Genomic DNA, 19,258 nt, shown 5'->3' with positions numbered 1-19,258 from the left:
TTAGAAAACTATGGAAAACGAAAAGCTATAACAAAGACGAAAAAGTACTTGTATAGCTCCTTTAGAATTAACAATTTAGAATGTATAACTAATTAAGTAATTATTAACAATAGTGTATAGTTATTATAGGGTAAGACAATTGAAGGAATTTACTAGGGATATCATAGGGACATTGTAGGGACTTCCTAGGGGCAAATACCTATAATGTCCCTATGATGTCCTTAGAAAATACTTATGATGTTCCTTTTATACATTTGGAATGTTTAGAGGAGGTAGCAAGAGTGTTTGGATTGGTTATGATTATAAATTTAGGAATGAATGCGCAACCTAAAACATTTTGCTTTTTTCTGGGTTTATTTAATTAAACCTTAAATAATAAATTATGAATAAAAGAAATTCGATTATACTGGCTTCTTCAGCACTTATTTTAGTGAGCATGTTAAGTTCATGCGAGTTAATTGGCGGAATTTTTAAAGGGGGGATGTATTTCGGTATTGCTTTAGTCGTTATTGTTATTGCTTTAATAATTTGGCTAGTTAGCAAAATCGGAAGACGTTAGTCTTAATTCTCTTTAATTTTATTATCTTTCATCCATACTTTATCCAGTATTGAATATAGTATGGATGTCTTTTTATGTAATCTATTGATAATTAAATATATTTCTATATGACTTTTAAAATTTCAACTATTATCACATTGGTTGCTGTTATTGTTGGTAGTTCTAGCAATGATGTATCCGCTCAAGAAGGAGAATGGGTGTCACTATTTGATGGTAAAACTACCAATGGCTGGCATACTTATGGAAAATCAAAAGCAGGTGCTGCATGGGAAGTAAGTAACGGTACTCTACATTTGAATATTGATGGTAAAACTCAAGATGAGCGGGGTGATTTGGTGACAGATAAGGAATATGAGAATTATCATCTTAAATTAGAGTGGAAAATATCTGAAGGAGGTAATAGCGGCATTATTTTTAATATTCATGAGGATAAAGAAAAATATGAGAATACCTATAATTCGGGCCCGGAAATGCAGGTATTAGACAGCGATAATCATGCTGATGGGAAAATATTTAAGCATCGCACAGGTGATTTATATGATTTAATTCCATCGAGCTCTGAGCCTGTAAAGCCAGTAGGGGAATGGAATTTAGCAGAGATAATTAGCAATAATGGTAAACTTCAGTTTTTCTTAAATGGTGTAAATATTGTTACTACCACCATGTATAATGATGAATGGAAGAAATTAATTGCCGGAAGTAAGTTTGCGGAATGGCCAGGTTTTGGTACTTATAAAAAGGGTAAAATTGCTTTGCAAGATCATAATGATAAAGTGTGGTTCCGTAATATTCAGATAAAAGAATTATAGTTCAAAATAAATGCTTAACAAAGAAAGCCGCTTGTTAAAGCGGCTTTCTTTGTTAAGCATTTGGTTATAGACAATTATTACAGAGGAAATTACCCGCCTTTAACCCGGACAAAAACATGTTTAATATTTCTTTTTCCTGTTTCACGTTCATCTACCTCAAATTTATTGATACTTTTTATGAGTGAGAGCATCTTTGGAAAGCCGTAGTTCCGAGGGTCAAAGTCAGGATGTTTCTTCAAGATGAAATTGCCAAGGTCTCCTAAGAAAGTCCAACCGTCTTCATCACCTAAATCGGAGATGCTGTTGCTTAACACTCTAATTAAAGATTTATCTATTTTCCGAAGACTACTTTTTGCTTTATTTACTGGTTCCTTCTTGCTTATATTGGTGTCATTAGGCTCTTCTTGTTCATCTGCATGCTCGTCAATCCCTAATATCTCGATGTAAATAAATTTGTCGCAAGCAGTAATAAAAGGCGTGAGAGTCTTCTTTTCTCCAATACCTATGACATGCATACCGGCCTCTCTTAGTCGGGTTGCTAATCTTGTAAAATCGCTGTCGCTTGATACGATGCAGAAGCCATCTACTTTTCCGGAATAAAGAATATCCATCGCGTCAATAATCATGGCGCTGTCACTTGCATTTTTACCTACCGAGTAGCTATATTGTTGGATGGGTGTAATTGCGTTTTCTAATAAAACTGTTTTCCAGCCGGATACGGTTGGTTTTGTCCAGTCTGCATATATTCTTTTAAAAGTTGGTGTGCCATATTTCGCGATTTCTTCAAACATCAGCTTTACCTTTTTATAAGGAACGTTGTCTGCATCTATTAAAACTGCTAAACGTAAATCTTTGATAGAATCCATATTGTTGTTGTTTAATGTGTATTATTGAAACAAAGATAATGTAAATGCATCCTAATAATCTGTTGAGGTATTTTAAATATATCTTTATCTTAGGAGAATAATAGAAAATCCATTCATTTCGTTTTATGAGCGAGTTGTTAAAATTAGTAATAGACTTTACGAGAGAATGGTATTGGGTTCCTTTAGCCCTGATTTATACCGGCGTAATTATTACTATTCTTATTGAGAATAGAGATCCTACTAAAACGCTTGCCTGGATACTTGTTATTGTTTTTTTACCCGGCCTCGGCTTATTTATTTATTTTTTCTTTGGTCGTAGATTTAAGAAGAAGAAGGTTTTTCGACAAAAAAATCAGGGTGAGCATCAGGTGTTTTTTGATAGGTGGCAAAAGCAAAGACCACAGTTAGAAGAGAATTTAAAGAGATTAGATACCTCTTTGGGTGATTTGACGAATATCTATCGTTTTTTATATAATGAAAATGTTTCTGCACCTATTATGAATAATAGGGTAAAGCTGTTAACAAATGGCGATGAGATGTTCCCGGAGATGATTAAATCTATCAAGGATGCTAAACATCATATTCATTTTGAATACTATATATTCGAGACTGATGAATTAGGAAGATACATTATTGATCTCCTCATAGAAAAGGCCCGTGAAGGTGTTGAGGTTCGGTTTCTGGTGGATGATTTTGGTTCTCCTAAAATGAAGAAAGAAGAAAAGCTGATGGAAGAAGCCGGTATCGGATTTATCCGTTTTTTACCGGTAAGGTTTACCTCAATCTCGGATAGTAATTTTAGGAACCATCGTAAGGTTGCTATTATTGATGGTTCTACTGCATTTATTGGTGGTATTAATGTATCGGGCCGCTATGTTAATGATGGGAAAAATTTATTGTATTGGCGAGATACTGCTATTAAAATACAAGGCCAGTCAGTTTTTCTTCTTCAATTCCAATTCTGGCTTACCTGGCATTTTTCTATAGGTATTCCGTATGAATTAACTGAAAAGTATATGTACCTGGATGCTGGTTCAGAAGGGGAGGCTACGGTGAGTTTTGCTTTAAGCGATCCCGGTTCTCCATCACCATATAATATGGAGGCCATTTTAATAGCTATTTCGCGTGCAAGTAAATCGGTTCAGATTTGTACTCCCTATTTTATCCCCAGTGAGCAAATCAGTACTGCGCTTCAAGTTGCTGCTGCAAGTGGTATAAAAGTCGAATTGATTATGCCTATGCATCCCGACTCCTACATTGTGCGGCATGCTTCCTTTTCTTTTTTGAAACCTCTGCTAAAAAGAGGGGTAGATGTATATTTATACAAGAAAGGATTTATGCACGCTAAGACTATTTGTATTGATGGGAAATTAGCTTTTATAGGTACGGTAAATATGGATATCCGTAGTTTTTATATTAATTTCGAAATTGCAGCTGTGATTCACGATAGAAAACTTTGTGTAGAAATGCAGAAGCAATTTGAAATTGATAAAAAAGATAGCAGGCATATTGATATGAAATATTGGAAGAGTAGGCCTGTATTGAAAAGAGGATTAGATTCGGTATGCAGATTGTTGGCACCATTATTATAATTCTCGTAAAAAAGAGGATTTGAACTATAAAATATATAAATTAGAATTTCAAGCTATACGATACTATGAAAAGGTTCGACTTAATTAAACCTATTATTGGCAGTTTTTTATTGGCTTTATTGGTTTTTGCATTCTCATGCAGTCCCAAGGTTAAAAGTAATGCCGGCTCAAAATTTAATACCGTACAGAATATTCCGCCGAAGATTGAGCAATGGGAGAAATCAATTGCAGCTTTTGAACAGCAAGATAAAGAGAATCCGCCCAAGAAGGGATCTATTCTTTTTGTTGGAAGTTCTTCAATGGTTTTTTGGAAAGACCTGGACAGTTATTTCCCTGGTAAGTATATAATAAACCGAGGTTTTGGCGGTTCTCAGACAGATGAAGTGCATTACTATGCTTTCAGGATATTGTTTCCATATCAGCCTAAACAGGTAGTGGTATATGTAGGAGATAATGATGTTAATGCAGGTAAATCTCCTGAAAAGGTGTTTAATGATTTAAAGGATTTCTTTGAAGATATCAGAACCCAATTGCCCAAAACAAAGATTACCTACATTTCTATTAAACCAAGTCCGAGTCGTTGGGATAAGATGGATAAGTTTACAAAGACTAATACCTTGGTAGAAAACTATTTGAAAACGATTAATAATGCAAGTTATGTAGATATCGTTAAACCTATGTTGCTTGAAAATGGCAGGCCTAATCCGGCATACTTTCTATCAGACAGTTTGCATATGACTCCTGCAGGTTATGATGTTTGGGCTAAAGCTTTGGCTCCGCATTTGGAATAATTTGACACATTATCGAAAGAGTTGTCTTTGTAACAGGAGTTTTATATAACTCATTGAATCATTTTGTACCTTTGCTTTAATGAAAAGGCTAATTCTTGTATTTCTGGCTTTTATATATCTGGGTAATTCAACCGGCTTTGCTATGCATTTCCATTATTGCATGGACAAACTGACTTCTGCATCCATCCTATATGGAGTTGAGGAATTGCAAGATTGTGGTATGCCTGATTCTTCTGAAATGAAGAAAGATGATTGCTGTAAGGATGAAGTAAAGGTTTCTAAAGTTAATACAGATCAATTAAAGGCAGAGTCGTCTTTAAAATTAATGCAGGCTTGGGCAGTTTCATTGCCGTTAAATAGCTATGAGCAACCTGCTTTTTTAAGTCTGCCCACAGACGCAAGCGAATACCCGATTAATAATGCACCACCCAATGTGCAGTGTATTCCCGTCTATCTTCGTAATTGCACATTTATAATATAATACCCTCCTCCTGTAGGTCAAAAATCTTTTAGATTTTTCTGATCGGCATTTTTTAATGCCCTATTCACTTGCTGTTTTCTTTTAGAATTAAATGAATTCATTCTTCATTTTGAACGTTTATAACGATTTAAAATGAATGGATGACGAGTAAGATTATAATTAACTAAATACTAAGAACAACCATTCGATGAAAACTATTATTTTAAATTCAATTGCAATAATTGCTTTTGGCATTTCTGCCTGTAATAATATCCCGCAAAGTGCAACTTCCGAAACTACTATAACGACAGGAAATTCTGATCAATCTGAACATGTAGAACATGTTGCTGTTAATGATGCTGATCATAAAGCGATTACACCTTTGTTCTCTGATTTGTCGCCAGAAGTATCTTCTTCTATTAAGCAAATCGTTGATTATTATATTAATGTGAGCGCTGCTTTGGGAAATGATGATAATAAAGAAGCCGCATCTAGCGGAATGGCCCTCTCTGAGATCATAAATCATATAGATAAATCTGCTTTTAACGAAGAGCAAAGAAGCTTGTATGCGAAGAACGAAAATGCTCTTAAGGAACATGCAACTGTTATAGCAAGCAATGCGAATAATATTGAAGTGCAACGCGATTCATTTAAAAAGATGAGTGAGCAAGTTTATGCATTGGTAAGCGCTTTTGGTGGTGGAAGGAAGCTTTATAAAGCCCACTGTCCGATGGTTGATGCTAATTGGTTGACTGAGAAGAACGAGGTCAGAAACCCCTATTATGGTGAGAGCATGCTTACTTGTGGTTCAATTGATGAGCTTGTAATGTAAATTATGGTACACCGTTTAATAGAATGGTCTTTACGGAATCGCTTTATTGTATTAAGCATTAGTATTGGAATTTTTATCTGGGGAGTATTTTCTATAAAGAATAACCCCATTGATGCTATTCCTGACTTATCAGAGAATCAGGTCATCGTTTTTACCGAGTGGATGGGCCGGTCTCCTCAATTAATTGAGGATCAGATAACCTATCCCTTAGTTACGAATCTTCAGGGGCTTCCTAAAGTCAACTATGTACGAGCTACTTCCATGTTTGGAATGAGTTTTATCTATGTAGTTTTTGAAGATGACGTTGATGTTTACTGGGCAAGAGAACGCGTATCGGAAAGGTTAGGGACAATAGCGAGCTCATTACCACAAAATGTAATACCTCAATTGGGTCCCGATGGGACTGGAGTAGGACATGTATTATGGTATACGTTGGATGCACCGGATTTGGATTTAGGAGAGCAAAGAGCGATACAGGACTGGTATGTAAAGTTCGCTTTGCAGAATGTTCCCGGCGTGAGTGAGATTGCGTCTTTTGGAGGTTTTCAAAAGCAGTATCAGGTAACGGTAGATCCGAATAAGCTTTTATACTATAAACTTTCGATTCCCGATGTTATTAGTGCGGTTCGTTCTAATAACAATGAAAGTGGTGGAAGAAAATATGAAGTGAGTGATATTGGTTATATCATTAAAACCAATGGCTATCTGGAATCAATAGAGGATATTCAAAAAATCCCTGTTGGAAATCAAAATGGAGTACCTATTTATGTTTCAGATGTTGGAACTGTGCAAATGACCGGCGAAGCCCGATTGGGCATATTCGATCAGGATGGCGAAGGTGAAAGAGTAGGAGGTATTGTGGTTATGCGCTATGGGGAAAATGCTGCTCAGGTGATTGATGATGTAAAAGCTAAAATGATTGAGGTCAGTAAAGGACTTCCTGAGAATGTAAAGTTTGATATAGTTTATGATCGGGGAGAGCTAATTAAAGAATCAATTTCATCCATTAGAAACACTTTGATTGAAGAAATGATAATCGTTTCATTGATAGTTATCATATTTCTTTTTCATTGGCGCAGTGCTCTCAGTATTATTATTCAGATACCGATTACGGTAGCTGCCAGTTTCATCTTATTGAATGCTTTTGGAATTTCTTCTAATATCATGTCTTTAACGGGCATTGCTTTAGCTATTGGGGTAATTGTAGACAATGGAATTATAATGAGTGAAAACTCTTATAAGCATTTGTCGGACCGATATCATGAGTGGGAATTAAGTCAAAAATCAAAATCTGAATAGCATGAATTGGTTTAAAAGATTGTTTAAAAAGACGCCTCAATGGATATCTGAAGAGGAGAGGCTTCAAATTATTGAAAAAAGCAGTAAGCAGGTAAGCCGTGGTGTTTTCTTCGCTACTGTGATTATTATTACTTCTTTTCTTCCCGTATTTATGCTGACAGGGCAAGAGGGAAAAATGTTTCACCCGATAGCTTATACCAAGACTTTTATTATGATTGTGGATGCGCTATTGGTATTAACATTAGCACCGGTATTGATTTCCTTTTTTATGAAAGGGAAGTTCAAGTCTGATCGTTCAAATCCGGTAAATCGTTTCTTAGAACGCATCTATGAGCCTATAATAGAATGGGTTCTGGAGTGGAGGAAGACTACGCTTGCGATTAATATTCTTGCATTGCTAATTACCATTCCTGTCTTAAAGAATATGGGTACTGAGTTTATGCCAACATTGGATGAACAAAGCATCTTGTTTATGCCGGTAACTTTGCCCGATGTAAGTAATGATGAGATAAGACGGATTTTGCAGGTTCAGGATAAGATTATTAAGCAAGTACCTGAAGTGGATAAAGTGCTAGGAAAAGCAGGAAGAGCTAGTACATCTACGGATAACTCTCCTTTAAGTATGATTGAGACAATGATTATGCTTAAGCCAAAAAGCCAATGGAGAGAAGGATTAACTAAGGATGATATTATTAAAGAGTTAGACACGAAACTTCAGATTCCAGGAGTTGTGAATGGATGGACGCAGCCGATTATCAATCGAATTAATATGCTTGCAACTGGTATTCGTACAGATGTTGGAATTAAAGTATATGGTCAGAATCTGGATACTATTGCTAGTGTTTCGGAAAGGGTAAGACATGCTTTAGAAGGCACAGCAGGAGTTCAGGATCTTTTTGTAGAACCAGTTACCGGTGGAAAGTATTTAAATGTGGATATCAATAGAGATGCTTTGGCACGCTATGGTTTGAATGTTGATGATGTAAACCAGACTGTTGAATCTGCTATTGGTGGTGCTCCTGTTGGACAGACCATTGAAGGTAGGCAGCGCTTTAGCATTAATGTTCGTTTATTACAAGATTATCGAAATAGTATTGATCAATTGAACCGGATACCCATAATGAGTCCGGTATTTGGTGAAGTTCCTTTAAGTGCTGTGGCATCCATTAAGTTTGAAGAGGGACCTCCGATGATTACTTCAGAAAATGCTTTATTACGCGGAGCGGTTATGTTTAATGTTCGCGGTAGAGATTTAGGAAGTACAGTTGAAGAGGCAATGGAGAAGCTTAATGCTGCAGATGGGATTTTACCACAAGGTTATTTCTTGGAATGGAGCGGGCAATATGAAAACTTGCTAAAGGGGCAGCAAACGTTGATTTGGATTGCACCGGTTGTATTGATTATTATTTTCTTCTCGCTTTATTTTGCCTTTCATTCCATTAGAGAAGCTTTTCTGAGCTTGATAACAATACCATTTGCATTGATTGGGGGGGTGTATATGGTTTATTTCTGGGGGGCTAATCTTTCTATCGGAGTTGCAGTTGGTTTTATCGCGCTCTTTGGAATTGCAGTTGAAACGGGCATTGTGATGGTAATATATCTGAACGATGCAATGCAGCAATTAATTAAAGAAAAAGGGAACAGCAGAGAAACGATTAGTAAAGCAGATTTAAGAAAATATGTCATTTGGGGAGGCAGTAAGCGTTTGCGACCTAAAATTATGACTGTTTGTGTATCGTTGTTTGGATTGATACCCATACTATGGGCAACAGGAGTTGGTACTGATATTATGAAACCGATTGTACTGCCTATGATTGGAGGTGTTTTTACATCTTCGATTCACATACTTTTGGTTACACCACTTATATTTTTAATGTCTAAAGAATATGAATTACGTAAATATGGGAAACTTGAAACACATGATGCTCCGCATTAGATATATTTATCTGTTTTTTCTATTGATGCCAATAAATTTATTTGCCCAGGATTCATTGTCGCTATCTCTTGAGGATATCCTGACAAGAATAGAGATGCAGAATGTTGCGCTTGAATCGTATGCGCTAAAGGTAGAGAGTTATAAGTATAAGTCAGAAGCTGCAAGCTCTTGGATGGCTCCTATGGTTGGTGCGGGAACTTATATGACACCCTATCCGGGGCAAGATCCGATGGAGGATGATAAAGGCTCTCTAATGTTTCAAGTAGAACAGGATATTCCTAATTTCTCAAAGCAGAAAGCAAATCAAAAAGCTATTATTTCTCTTGGAGATATAGAATATGCTAATCGGGATTTAAAGATGAACGATTTAAAAGCGCAGGCTAAAAGCCTGTACTTTGGTTGGTTGATTGCTTTGGATCGGATACAGGTTTTGCGTGAGAATGAAAAAATCATGCAGACAATGAGGGAGGTTGAAGAGATCAGGTATAAATACAATCAAAGTCAGTTAGGAAGTATTTTTAATATCGATGCTAAGATTGAAGAAAATCAGAATATGATCTTGATGCAGGAGGGGGAGATTGCTAAATCCAGGGCATGGCTTAATTCACTGATGAATCAAAGGGGAGATGTGCTTTTTTCTATTGATACATCAGAGAAGTTAGTATTTGTTCCGCAGGTGATATTGGATACTGCCACTTTAGCAAATCAGCGGGCCGATATAGTTAAAATGGAACGCGAGATTGCAAGCATGAAGCTTGGAGTGGAAGTAATGAAAAAGGAAAGCCGCCCCGGTCTTAAAATACGGTTTGATCATATGTCGCCTCTAGGAGCAGGTATGATGCCTAACTCTTATAGCATTATGGGAATGATATCTATACCGATTGCACCTTGGAGCAGTAAGATGTATAAAAATGAAATTTCAGCTATGAATCTGGAGGTTGATGCGATGCAAAAAGAGCGACAAGGTAAGCTTTTAGAGAGTCAGGGGGTAGTGTATGGAATGCAATATGAGATTTTGAATACTCAAAAACGCCTTGAAAATCTTGAATTAAAAATTATTCCCTCTTTAAAAAGGGCATTAGATGCAAACTTTCAATCGTATCAGGAAAATAAAATCCAATTGCCAGTTATCATTGATAATTGGGAGGCGTGGAATATGATGCAGAATAATTTATTAGACGAAAAGTTAATGTTCTATCAACTGATAATAGACTATGAAAAAGAACTATTTAGGTAGCTTGTTTGCCTTTCTGTGTATTGTTTTCTTGGTTTCTTCTTGTAAGCAGAAGACAGATGAGCAGGAGATGCTACATAAAGGGGAAGAGTTAAGCGATAGCCTGAAAAGGAGCATACAGCTTGTAAATGGGAGGATTATTTCTCGAGCACCTGTTATTTATGCAGATTCGGGGAGTAAAGTGTTAGAGTTAGATATACAAGGTCGTATTGCATATGATACACGTGAGAAAGCAACGATAAGTAGCCGGGTAGCTGGCAGGATTGAGAAGTTGAATATAAAGTACAATTATCAACCCGTTCGAAAAGGAGAGTTGATAATGGAGCTTTACTCACCTGATTTGGTAGCAGCTCAGAGAGAACTTCTTTTTCTTCAGAATGGAGACTCTGGAGATGTTAAAAGTTCGGCCATGAAGAAGCTTTTGTATTTGGGAATGGCTCAGACCCAAATTGATAAGATGTTGAAATCCGGGGTTCCCCAATATCGTGTTGGAATTTATAGTCCGGTTAATGGATTTGTTGTAGAGAAGGAACCGTCTTCAATGGATGAGACTTCCACTATTATGGTTCGAGAGGGACAATATTTAAATGCAGGAGAAAGTGTTTTTACTATTTATGGAAATTCTGGATTGGTGGCTGAGTTTTCTTTGGATCCTCAGAATGCTTCATTGATTAAGAAAGATCAACGAATCCTGTTCTCCTCTTTAAGAAACCCTGTCAATTCTTTTGTGGAGAAGGTTGATTTGGTTCAACCTATTCTCCGTGAAGGAGAAAACTTTGCATTGGTACGTATCTATGTACCTGCATCTGGGTTTGTTGTCGGTGAAATGCTGCAAGCCAAAGTGCCGGTTTTTATTAAGAATAGTTTGTGGCTTCCTCAATCGTCTGTAATTGATCTTGGTATGGAGTCAGTTGTGTTTATGAAAGAGGGAGATGTTTTTGTTCCTAAGAAGATTGAAGTGGGAGCTAAAGTAGGTGGAATGATTCAGGTTTTAACAGCTATCAATAAATGGGAAATCGCTGAAGATGCTTCTTATTTGGTTGATAGCGAAAGTTTTATTGCTCTTAAAGAATAAATAATGGAAAGAAAAGTATTTATACGCAGTTTAATCTTTTCAGTAGCAGCACCATCTTTATTGATTTCTGCATGTACGAACACTGAAATGGCAAAAACAGATATTGTACAGACTTATACTTGTCCGATGCACCCACAAGTAATGCAAACCTCTCAGGGAAAATGTCCCGTCTGTGGAATGGATTTGGTAGCATTTGACCGTGCGAATGCAGAGAAGTTTCTTACATTAAATGAAAATCAGCAACTCCTGGCTAATATTACGACAGTTGTTATTGGGACAGGTTCTTTGAACAGTAGTTCTTACTTGAATGGACATCTTGCTGTCAATCCTGATCGAACAAATTTTGTTAGCAGCAGGTTGTCGGGAAGGATTGAAACTTTATATGTAAAAGAAACGGGAATACAGGTTAAAAAAGGGCAACCTATCTATAAATTGTATTCGGAACAATTGCTTAGTCTTCAGCAAGATTATCTTTTAATGGAGGCGCAAGCAGAAAAACTGAGTGGTGATAAGAGATTTAGAGAGTTGGCTAATGCATCTCGTCAGAAATTGCTTTTATATGGTCAAACGACCGGACAGGTTAACCGACTAAAGAAAGATGGTGTGACTCCCTATGTAACGTATTTAGCACCATCTTCTGGATTTGTTTCTGAATTGATGGTTGTAGAGGGTCAGTATGTAGATGAGGGTGCTGCATTGATGCGACTTGAAGATTATAGTCAACTTTGGGTGGAGGCTGATGTTTATCCTAGTGAAGCAGATTCTATAAAGATTGGTAGTAACCTGAAAGTAATTGTTGCAGGTTGGGAGAATGAACCATTGGATATGCTTGTTCAATTTATTGCTCCGGCTATGGCAACCAGTGGGCAGGTTCTTCAATTAAGAGGGACTGTTGAGAATCTGAATAATTGGCAACCTGGATTACAAGCTAAAGTTTTATTGCCTTACAATTCAGAGACTGAGGAACTTACTTTGCCAGTTGATGCCATTATCAGGGATGGAAAGACTGAGCATGTTTGGATAGAGAGTAAGCAAAATGTATTTGAACCCAGGAAGGTTATAACCGGAAGGGAATCACCGGATAAAGTTGAAATAAAAGAGGGGCTTAAGAGTGGGGATAAGGTAGTAGTAACCGGGGCTTATTTATTGTACAGCGAATTTATACTGAAAAAGGGGGAACATCCTGTATTTATTTAATTAGAACATAGTTTTGTAATAAAATTATGATTTGAAATATTACAAATAATACTATTCATATTAATTTCTTAAATGAGTAACTTTACCATTCCTTAACTAACAAAGGTATTAATGGACTCAGATGAGGTGCTTAGAAGAGAATATAAATTTGTAATACAATAGATGGAAATACTTATTATTCTAATCTTAATATTATTAAATGGTTTTTTCGCTTTATCAGAGATTGCATTAGTAACCGTAAAAAAAAGTCGTTTAGAACATTTGGCCTCACAGGGAAATAAGAGAGCCGAAACGGTTTTGAACCTTCTCAGAAGCCCAGAAAATTTTCTTTCCTCTGTTCAAGTGGGTATTACATTGATTGGTATTGTTGCAGGTGCTTATGGAGGGGCAACTCTAACCGGCAATATGGAAGCCTACCTATCGCAGTTTTCTTATTTAGGAGAATATGTTCATACAATCTCCTTAATCATTGTGATTGGTGGTATTACCTATGTTTCTATTGTTATTGGAGAGTTGGTTCCTAAGACCCTGGCCATGAATAATGCAGAACCCATCGCATTATTTGCTATCCCCATTATTAAATATTTCACACTTGTAGCTTATCCTTTTGTTAAGCTCTTATCTTTTTCAACAAGTATAATTGTAAGGCTTTTTGGTATTAAACAGCGTGAAGGTGATAAGATTAGTGAAGATGAATTGCGATTTTTGCTTAAGACCGCCGGTAATCAAGGTGTATTGGAAAGAGAAGAGACTCAGGTTCACCAAAACCTTTTTATGTTTACCGATCAAACTGCTAAATCCATGTTGACACACCGATCAGATTTAGAATGGATAAATGTTGAAGAAAGTATAGATGAAATATTTGATCGTATAAAGGAGAGTTCGCACTCTAAGTTTATAGCCTCCGAAGGTTCGATTGATAATATGCGAGGGATAATTCATGTTAAAGATTTCCTTAGCAATTTTCGGAGGGATGATTTTAACATTTTAGAAATTATCCGTAAGCCTGTAATTATTTCACAGAATACTCCAGCTTTTAGGATTTTGAACACTTTTAAAGCTCAAAAGCAATACATGGCTATCGTGGTCGATGAATATGGAGGAATTGTTGGGATTACAACTTTGAATGATCTTTTTGAGGCTATTGTTGGCGATTTGCCAGAGGAAGATGAAGATATCAATATTTTAAAAAGAGAAGATGGCAGTTACCTGGTTAATGGTAAAACAACAATTATTGAGATTAATCAGTTCTTTGGTCGGGATGTTATAGAAAAGGACCACTCAAGGTATACAACCATCTCTGGTTTTGTACTTGATAAAATAAGACATATCCCTTTGACCGGAGAGAAATTAAATGTTGATGATCTTTTAATTGAGATTGTTGATATGGATGGTTTGCGTATAGATAAATTATTGCTTTTTGATAAACAGATTGACATTGAATAACAATCAATAATATTATAATGAACGAAGATTTTTATCGTCATATACTGGAAAAACAAGTGAATATTCAAGCTGTACCTTCCAATCAGGTGATTGGTGATTGGGTATTTGATCTTTTGAATTTAGTGTTTCCAGAGCGTTCTGTGTCTCATCAATACTCATTGGATGAGATTAAGAATTCCTTTTCTAATTTAGAAAAGGAATTGGTACAGCTATTAAATGCTACCAAAGCTTGCAGCGACTGTAATAATGAATTAGTTGCTCAAACATTTTTTAAAGAATTTCCAGCTCTTTACCGAAAGATGAATACCGATATTTCGGCTATTTTAAATGGTGATCCGGCTGCTAAAAGTGAATTCGAAATCATAAGAACCTATCCTGGGTTTTTAGCTATTTCTTTTTATAGAATAGCACATGCATTATTGAAACTTGACGTACCTTTGATTCCGCGTATTTTGACGGAACTGGCTCATTCTAAAACCGGTATTGATATCCATCCGGGAGCAGTAATTGGTGAATATCTTTATATTGACCATGGTACTGGTATTGTAATTGGCGAAACAACGATTATTGGTAAGCATGTTAAAATATATCAGGGTGTTACATTAGGGGGCTTAAGTGTGGAGAAATTGTTTGCGAATACAAAAAGACATCCTACCATAGAAGATCATGTTGTTTTATATGCAGGAGCTACTATTTTGGGTGGTGATACTACTGTTGGACATAATTGTATTATCGGTGGTAATGTATGGTTAACAAAGAGTGTTCCGCCAAATTCCACCGTATATCATCAATCAACTGTTAAAGTGATTGATACTAAAGACAGAATTCAATGAAGACAATTATAGATTGTATTGGCAATACTCCAATAGTGGAGATTCAGCATTTGAATCCCTATCCTAATGTAAATATATATGCAAAGCTTGAAGGTAATAATCCGGGTGGGAGTGTAAAAGATAGAGCTGCTTTAAATATGATCCAAAGCGCTATGGAGCGAGGTGATATTAAAAAGGGAACTAAACTTATTGAGGCTACAAGCGGGAATACAGGTATTGCATTAGCGATGATCGCCGGTTATTACGATTTGGATATAGAATTGGTTATGCCGGCAAATTCTACAAGAGAGAGAACGCTAACCATGGAGGCTTTGGGTGCTCAGGTAACTCTATTGGAATCTATTGAAGACTGTAGAGATTATGCTGAGCAAAAAGGTGCAGATACTGGGTATTTTTTGGTTGATCAGTTTTCGAATGAGGATAACTATAAATCGCATTATAAAAGTACAGGTCCGGAAATATGGCGTGATACAGATGGGAAGATCACTCATTTTGTAAGCTCTATGGGAACAACAGGAAGTATTATGGGCTGTTCAATGTTTTTGAAGGAACAAAACCCAAATGTTCAGATAATTGGATGTCAACCTACTGAAGAATCATCTATTCCAGGTATCAGGAGATGGCCTGAAGCGTATTTACCTAAAATCTATGATCCTAAAAGAGTTGATAGAATTATGGATGTCTCGCAGGAGGAGGCTACTGATAAGGCACGCCAGCTTGCTAAAAAAGAGGGTATTTTTGTAGGTATGAGCAGTGGTGGAGCATTTGCGGCTGCATTGAAATTGGCAAGTGAAGTAGAAAATGCGAATATCGTGTTTATTGCTTGTGATCGGGGCGATCGTTATTTAAGTAGCGATTTGTTTGGGTAGCAGTTTTAACGTGTAATGTTTGTGTTTTAAATAATCAAAAGCTGAAAAGTGTAAATAATTGCAAACAAAAATTTACATTTGCTTTAAATTAGGGTAATATTATGATCAAGGTACTCGACTTTGAGGCGTTGTAAATAAATTAATTTAAGTATGCGTAAGAAATTATCTGATAGGGTTGAGTCATTTCAAGATGCAATAGCCATCAAGAAGCGGGGGTTATATCCTTATTTTCGTTCAATAGAGTCTGCTCAAGATACAGAGGTTATTATTGATGGTAAAAAGGTGCTAATGTTTGGGTCAAATTCTTATTTGGGATTGACCAACCATCCTAAGATTAAGGAAGCTTCTAAGGCTGCCATTGATGTTTATGGAACAGGTTGTGCTGGTTCACGTTTTTTAAATGGTACCCTGGATATTCACCTTGAATTGGAAGAACGTTTAGCAAAGTATGTTAATAAAGAAGCCGCAGTACTCTTTAGTACGGGTTTTCAGGTTAACTTGGGTGTAATATCATGTTTATTGGATCGCAATGATTATCTTATTTTAGATGAGTCTAATCATGCTTCTATCATTGATGGAAGTCGTTTGTCTTTTGCACGTACTATTAAGTATGGACATAACGATATGGACGATTTGAGAAAGAAATTGAGCCGTTTACCAGAAGCTTCTGCTAAGCTCTTGGTGGTAGATGGTATATTTAGCATGGAGGGGGATTTGGTTAAGCTTCCCGAAATTGTTAAGATTGCTGAAGAGTTTGGTGTTAATATAATGGTTGACGACGCTCATAGTTTGGGTGTTATTGGTAATAAAGGTTCTGGAACTGCTTCTCATTTTAATTTGAATGACGATGTTGATCTTATTATGGGAACTTTTAGTAAATCACTTGCTTCTTTAGGTGGCTTTGTTGCTGGTACTAAAGAGACTATTGAATTTATAAAACATAGAGCAAGATCTTTGATGTTTAGTGCGAGTATGCCTCCTGCGTCTGTTGCGAGTGTGATTGCTGCTTTAGACATTATTGAATCTGAACCGGAACGTATTGAAACTTTGTGGAGAAATACGCACCATGCCACTAAACTATTGGTAGACGCAGGATTTGATATTGGACATTCAGAAAGCCCGATTCTCCCTATATATATTCGTGATAATGATAAAACATTTAAGGTTACGAATATTCTTCATAACAATGGGATATTTGTAAATCCTGTGGTATCTCCCGCTGTTGCTTCGACTGATTCTTTAATTCGGTTTTCGTTAATGGCTACTCACACATTTGCACAAATTGAAGAAGCTGTTGAGAAAATCTCTGCTGCATATAAGATGGTACAAGAAGAGACTGTTAATATTGCTTTATGAAAAAAGTTATAGCAGTTAAGGGATCAAAAGGACTTAAATCGTTTATAGATTTCCCTCATACGCTATTTAAGGATGACCCTAATTACGTTCCCGAGTTATTTATAGCTCAGCGTGATATGCTTACACCAAGGAAACATCCATTTCATGAGCATTCAAAAGTTCAACTATTTTTGGTTTATGACGATCAGGAGGTAGTAGGTAGAATTGCTGCTATTCGGAATAATAACCACAATGCACTTCATCATTCAACGGATGGTTTTTTTGGTTTCTTTGAATGTATTAATGACCAGGAGACTGCAGATTTATTATTTCATACTGCAGCACAATGGTTGAAAGATCAAGGCTTAAATACTGTTATTGGACCAGTTAATTTTTCAACAAATGAAACCTGTGGCCTCCTAATAGATGGTTTCGATGGGTCTCCAATGGTTATGATGCCTTATAACCCTCCTTATTATTTACAATTGCTGGAAAACTTTGGATTCAGTAAACGTATGGATCTGAGAGCTTATTATTATGAAACAGGTGCCTATGATGACCGTTCTGTAAAATTACTTGATATTATTCAGGAGCGTTTAAAAAGAGCTTCAATTACTGTCCGAAAGATCAATATGAAGAATTTTGCAGAAGAGGTGAGGGCAGTTAAAGAGGTGTATAATAAAGCATGGGATAGTAATTTAGGTTTTGTTCCAATGACGGATAAGGAATTTGACCACATGGCGAAGGATTTAAAATTAATCTTAGATCCTGATTTTTGCTTGGTTGCTGAGCAAAATGGGAAATTGATAGGTTTCGCATTAGCCATCCCGGATATTAATCCTATTCTTAAGACTATTAAAAAAGGACGCTTACTTCCTTTTGGAATCTTCAAGTTATTAGGAATGAAAAAGAAGATTAAAGGTATACGTATTATGACCTTAGGGGTTGTTGATGGTTATAGAAAGATGGGGATTGAAGCTTGCTTATATGGGTTAATTATCAAGGCTTTCCAAGAAAAAAACTATACCTATGCGGAAGCTTCATGGACTCTGGAGCACAATGATTTAGTAAATAAAGCAATCGAACGCATCAATGGTATTCCATATCGTAAATATAGGATACTGGAGAAATCATTATGAAAAAAAGAATCCTCATAACAGGTGCAAGCGGTTTTGTAGGGTATCATTTAATTGCAGAAGCGTTACGGAGTGGACTAGAGGTTTTTGCAGCTGTCAGGCCAAGTAGTAAGATTGACCATCTCAGTCAATTTAATATCAATTACACACATCTTAATTATAATTCTGTTGAGGACCTCAGAAATGAGATTGAGGAGAAGAGATATGACTTTATCATTCATGCTGCAGGAATTACTAAAGCTAAAACCTTGGCTGATTATAATCGCGTAAATGCTGAATATAGTAAGAACCTGGCACTTGCAGCTACTCAGGTTACTATTCCTGTTGAGAAGTTTGTATTGGTGAGCAGTTTGGCTGCCTTGGGGCCTATTCAAGATCTGCATGCTTTAATACAGGATGATTCTGTTCCTAATCCAGTTACCAGTTATGGTCGGAGTAAGTTAATAGCAGAACAATGCCTATTGAAGATACCGAATTTGCCTTTAGCTATTATTCGTCCTACCGCTGTATATGGTCCTCGAGAGCAGGATTTATTTGTATTATTCAAAGCAATCAATACAGGACTTGATCCATATATCGGCAGGATGGATCAACAACTTAGTTTTATTTATGTAAAAGATTTAGCTAAAGCTCTTGTGAAAGTACTGACGGTTAATTCTTCTCATGAAGTGTATAATATTACCGATGGTATTGTTTATAGTCGATATGCATTAGCAGACACAGCTAAATTAATTTTAGATAAAAAGGCATTCAGAATCCATTTGCCTGTTTTTATGGTGAATTATATGGCTATTCTAATGGATCGTTTGTATTCTTATAGAAAGGATACCCCTGTATTAAATAAGGAGAAGATGAGCGAGCTTACGGCAGTCAATTGGGCTTGCGATATTAGTAGAATTCAAAGAGATTTAAATTTTATACCCGAGTATAGTTTGAAGCAAGGGCTTTCTGAGACCTTAAATTGGTATAAAGAGAGCGAATGGCTTTAA

General features: G+C 36.3%; 17 protein-coding genes. 16 read left to right on the top strand and 1 reads right to left on the bottom strand.

The window, feature by feature from the left end:
• The first annotated feature begins 666 nt into the window (after positions 1-666).
• Positions 667-1,368: a DUF1080 domain-containing protein gene (locus tag VL047_RS08240; RefSeq protein WP_325359647.1), complete on the top strand. Its 702-nt coding sequence runs from the start codon at positions 667-669 to the stop codon at positions 1,366-1,368.
• Positions 1,369-1,457: 89 nt separating this feature from the next.
• On the opposite strand, the gene VL047_RS08235 is transcribed toward VL047_RS08240, so the two are convergent.
• Positions 1,458-2,234, bottom strand: a complete 777-nt coding sequence (locus VL047_RS08235; protein ID WP_325359646.1) for an NYN domain-containing protein — start codon at positions 2,232-2,234, stop codon at positions 1,458-1,460.
• A gap of 125 nt (positions 2,235-2,359) precedes the next feature.
• Here VL047_RS08235 and cls point away from each other — a divergent pair, with 125 nt between their 5' ends.
• The 15 genes from cls (at position 2,360) to VL047_RS08160 (ending at position 19,258) form a co-directional block, all read left to right on the top strand.
• Positions 2,360-3,826 (top strand): cardiolipin synthase, encoded by a 1,467-nt coding sequence (gene cls / locus VL047_RS08230; RefSeq protein ID WP_325359645.1) that lies wholly within the window; start codon positions 2,360-2,362, stop codon positions 3,824-3,826.
• Positions 3,827-3,891: 65 nt separating this feature from the next.
• Positions 3,892-4,617 (top strand): GDSL-type esterase/lipase family protein, encoded by a 726-nt coding sequence (locus tag VL047_RS08225; RefSeq protein WP_325359644.1) that lies wholly within the window; start codon positions 3,892-3,894, stop codon positions 4,615-4,617.
• Between the two features lie 79 nt (positions 4,618-4,696).
• Positions 4,697-5,098 carry an HYC_CC_PP family protein gene (locus tag VL047_RS08220; RefSeq protein WP_325359643.1) on the top strand — a complete coding sequence of 134 codons (402 nt, stop codon included), beginning with the start codon at positions 4,697-4,699 and terminating at the stop codon, positions 5,096-5,098.
• Positions 5,099-5,285: 187 nt separating this feature from the next.
• Positions 5,286-5,909 carry a DUF3347 domain-containing protein gene (locus tag VL047_RS08215; RefSeq protein WP_325359642.1) on the top strand — a complete coding sequence of 208 codons (624 nt, stop codon included), beginning with the start codon at positions 5,286-5,288 and terminating at the stop codon, positions 5,907-5,909.
• A gap of 3 nt (positions 5,910-5,912) precedes the next feature.
• A complete protein-coding gene (locus tag VL047_RS08210) occupies positions 5,913-7,208 on the top strand; it encodes an efflux RND transporter permease subunit (RefSeq protein ID WP_325359641.1) in 1,296 nt (431 codons plus the stop codon).
• Position 7,209: 1 nt separating this feature from the next.
• Positions 7,210-9,144 carry an efflux RND transporter permease subunit gene (locus VL047_RS08205; protein ID WP_325359640.1) on the top strand — a complete coding sequence of 645 codons (1,935 nt, stop codon included), beginning with the start codon at positions 7,210-7,212 and terminating at the stop codon, positions 9,142-9,144.
• Positions 9,095-10,381, top strand: coding sequence for a TolC family protein (locus VL047_RS08200; RefSeq protein WP_325359639.1), 1,287 nt, complete (start codon positions 9,095-9,097; stop codon positions 10,379-10,381). Before VL047_RS08205 ends, VL047_RS08200 begins: the two co-directional genes overlap by 50 nt.
• Positions 10,359-11,453, top strand: coding sequence for an efflux RND transporter periplasmic adaptor subunit (locus VL047_RS08195; protein ID WP_325359638.1), 1,095 nt, complete (start codon positions 10,359-10,361; stop codon positions 11,451-11,453). The genes VL047_RS08200 and VL047_RS08195 overlap by 23 nt, the downstream gene beginning before the upstream one ends.
• A 3-nt stretch (positions 11,454-11,456) precedes the next feature.
• Complete coding sequence (locus VL047_RS08190) at positions 11,457-12,650, top strand: efflux RND transporter periplasmic adaptor subunit (protein WP_325359637.1); 1,194 nt, start codon at positions 11,457-11,459, stop codon at positions 12,648-12,650.
• 162 nt (positions 12,651-12,812) lie between these two features.
• Complete coding sequence (locus VL047_RS08185; RefSeq protein ID WP_325359636.1) at positions 12,813-14,096, top strand: hemolysin family protein; 1,284 nt, start codon at positions 12,813-12,815, stop codon at positions 14,094-14,096.
• A gap of 17 nt (positions 14,097-14,113) precedes the next feature.
• On the top strand, positions 14,114-14,929 hold the full coding sequence (gene epsC / locus VL047_RS08180; protein WP_325359635.1) for a serine O-acetyltransferase EpsC: 816 nt from the start codon (positions 14,114-14,116) through the stop codon (positions 14,927-14,929).
• On the top strand, positions 14,926-15,798 hold the full coding sequence (gene cysM, locus VL047_RS08175; RefSeq protein WP_325359634.1) for a cysteine synthase CysM: 873 nt from the start codon (positions 14,926-14,928) through the stop codon (positions 15,796-15,798). The genes epsC and cysM overlap by 4 nt, the downstream gene beginning before the upstream one ends.
• Positions 15,799-15,948: 150 nt before the next feature.
• Positions 15,949-17,154 carry a serine palmitoyltransferase gene (gene spt, locus VL047_RS08170; protein WP_325359633.1) on the top strand — a complete coding sequence of 402 codons (1,206 nt, stop codon included), beginning with the start codon at positions 15,949-15,951 and terminating at the stop codon, positions 17,152-17,154.
• Positions 17,151-18,272, top strand: coding sequence for a hypothetical protein (locus VL047_RS08165; protein WP_325359632.1), 1,122 nt, complete (start codon positions 17,151-17,153; stop codon positions 18,270-18,272). Before spt ends, VL047_RS08165 begins: the two co-directional genes overlap by 4 nt.
• Complete coding sequence (locus tag VL047_RS08160) at positions 18,269-19,258, top strand: NAD(P)-dependent oxidoreductase (protein WP_325359631.1); 990 nt, start codon at positions 18,269-18,271, stop codon at positions 19,256-19,258. Before VL047_RS08165 ends, VL047_RS08160 begins: the two co-directional genes overlap by 4 nt.

This window comes from Albibacterium sp., assembly GCF_035514885.1.
Classification (GTDB): Bacteria; Bacteroidota; Bacteroidia; order Sphingobacteriales; family Sphingobacteriaceae; genus Albibacterium.
Note: the sequence above shows the minus strand (reverse complement) of the source record. Positions and strands in the feature narration are given on the sequence as shown.

Bases quoted from the DNA above. Each gene is read 5' to 3' on its own strand.
- VL047_RS08240 (WP_325359647.1), top strand. From the start codon at position 667: ATGACTTTTAAAATTTCAACTATTATCACATTGGTTGCTGTTATTGTT.
- VL047_RS08235 (WP_325359646.1), bottom strand. From the start codon at position 2,234: ATGGATTCTATCAAAGATTTACGTTTAGCAGTTTTAATAGATGCAGAC.
- cls (WP_325359645.1), top strand. From the start codon at position 2,360: ATGAGCGAGTTGTTAAAATTAGTAATAGACTTTACGAGAGAATGGTAT.
- VL047_RS08225 (WP_325359644.1), top strand. From the start codon at position 3,892: ATGAAAAGGTTCGACTTAATTAAACCTATTATTGGCAGTTTTTTATTG.
- VL047_RS08220 (WP_325359643.1), top strand. From the start codon at position 4,697: ATGAAAAGGCTAATTCTTGTATTTCTGGCTTTTATATATCTGGGTAAT.
- VL047_RS08215 (WP_325359642.1), top strand. From the start codon at position 5,286: ATGAAAACTATTATTTTAAATTCAATTGCAATAATTGCTTTTGGCATT.
- VL047_RS08210 (WP_325359641.1), top strand. From the start codon at position 5,913: ATGGTACACCGTTTAATAGAATGGTCTTTACGGAATCGCTTTATTGTA.
- VL047_RS08205 (WP_325359640.1), top strand. From the start codon at position 7,210: ATGAATTGGTTTAAAAGATTGTTTAAAAAGACGCCTCAATGGATATCT.
- VL047_RS08200 (WP_325359639.1), top strand. From the start codon at position 9,095: ATGAATTACGTAAATATGGGAAACTTGAAACACATGATGCTCCGCATT.
- VL047_RS08195 (WP_325359638.1), top strand. From the start codon at position 10,359: ATGAAAAAGAACTATTTAGGTAGCTTGTTTGCCTTTCTGTGTATTGTT.
- VL047_RS08190 (WP_325359637.1), top strand. From the start codon at position 11,457: ATGGAAAGAAAAGTATTTATACGCAGTTTAATCTTTTCAGTAGCAGCA.
- VL047_RS08185 (WP_325359636.1), top strand. From the start codon at position 12,813: ATGGAAATACTTATTATTCTAATCTTAATATTATTAAATGGTTTTTTC.
- epsC (WP_325359635.1), top strand. From the start codon at position 14,114: ATGAACGAAGATTTTTATCGTCATATACTGGAAAAACAAGTGAATATT.
- cysM (WP_325359634.1), top strand. From the start codon at position 14,926: ATGAAGACAATTATAGATTGTATTGGCAATACTCCAATAGTGGAGATT.
- spt (WP_325359633.1), top strand. From the start codon at position 15,949: ATGCGTAAGAAATTATCTGATAGGGTTGAGTCATTTCAAGATGCAATA.
- VL047_RS08165 (WP_325359632.1), top strand. From the start codon at position 17,151: ATGAAAAAAGTTATAGCAGTTAAGGGATCAAAAGGACTTAAATCGTTT.
- VL047_RS08160 (WP_325359631.1), top strand. From the start codon at position 18,269: ATGAAAAAAAGAATCCTCATAACAGGTGCAAGCGGTTTTGTAGGGTAT.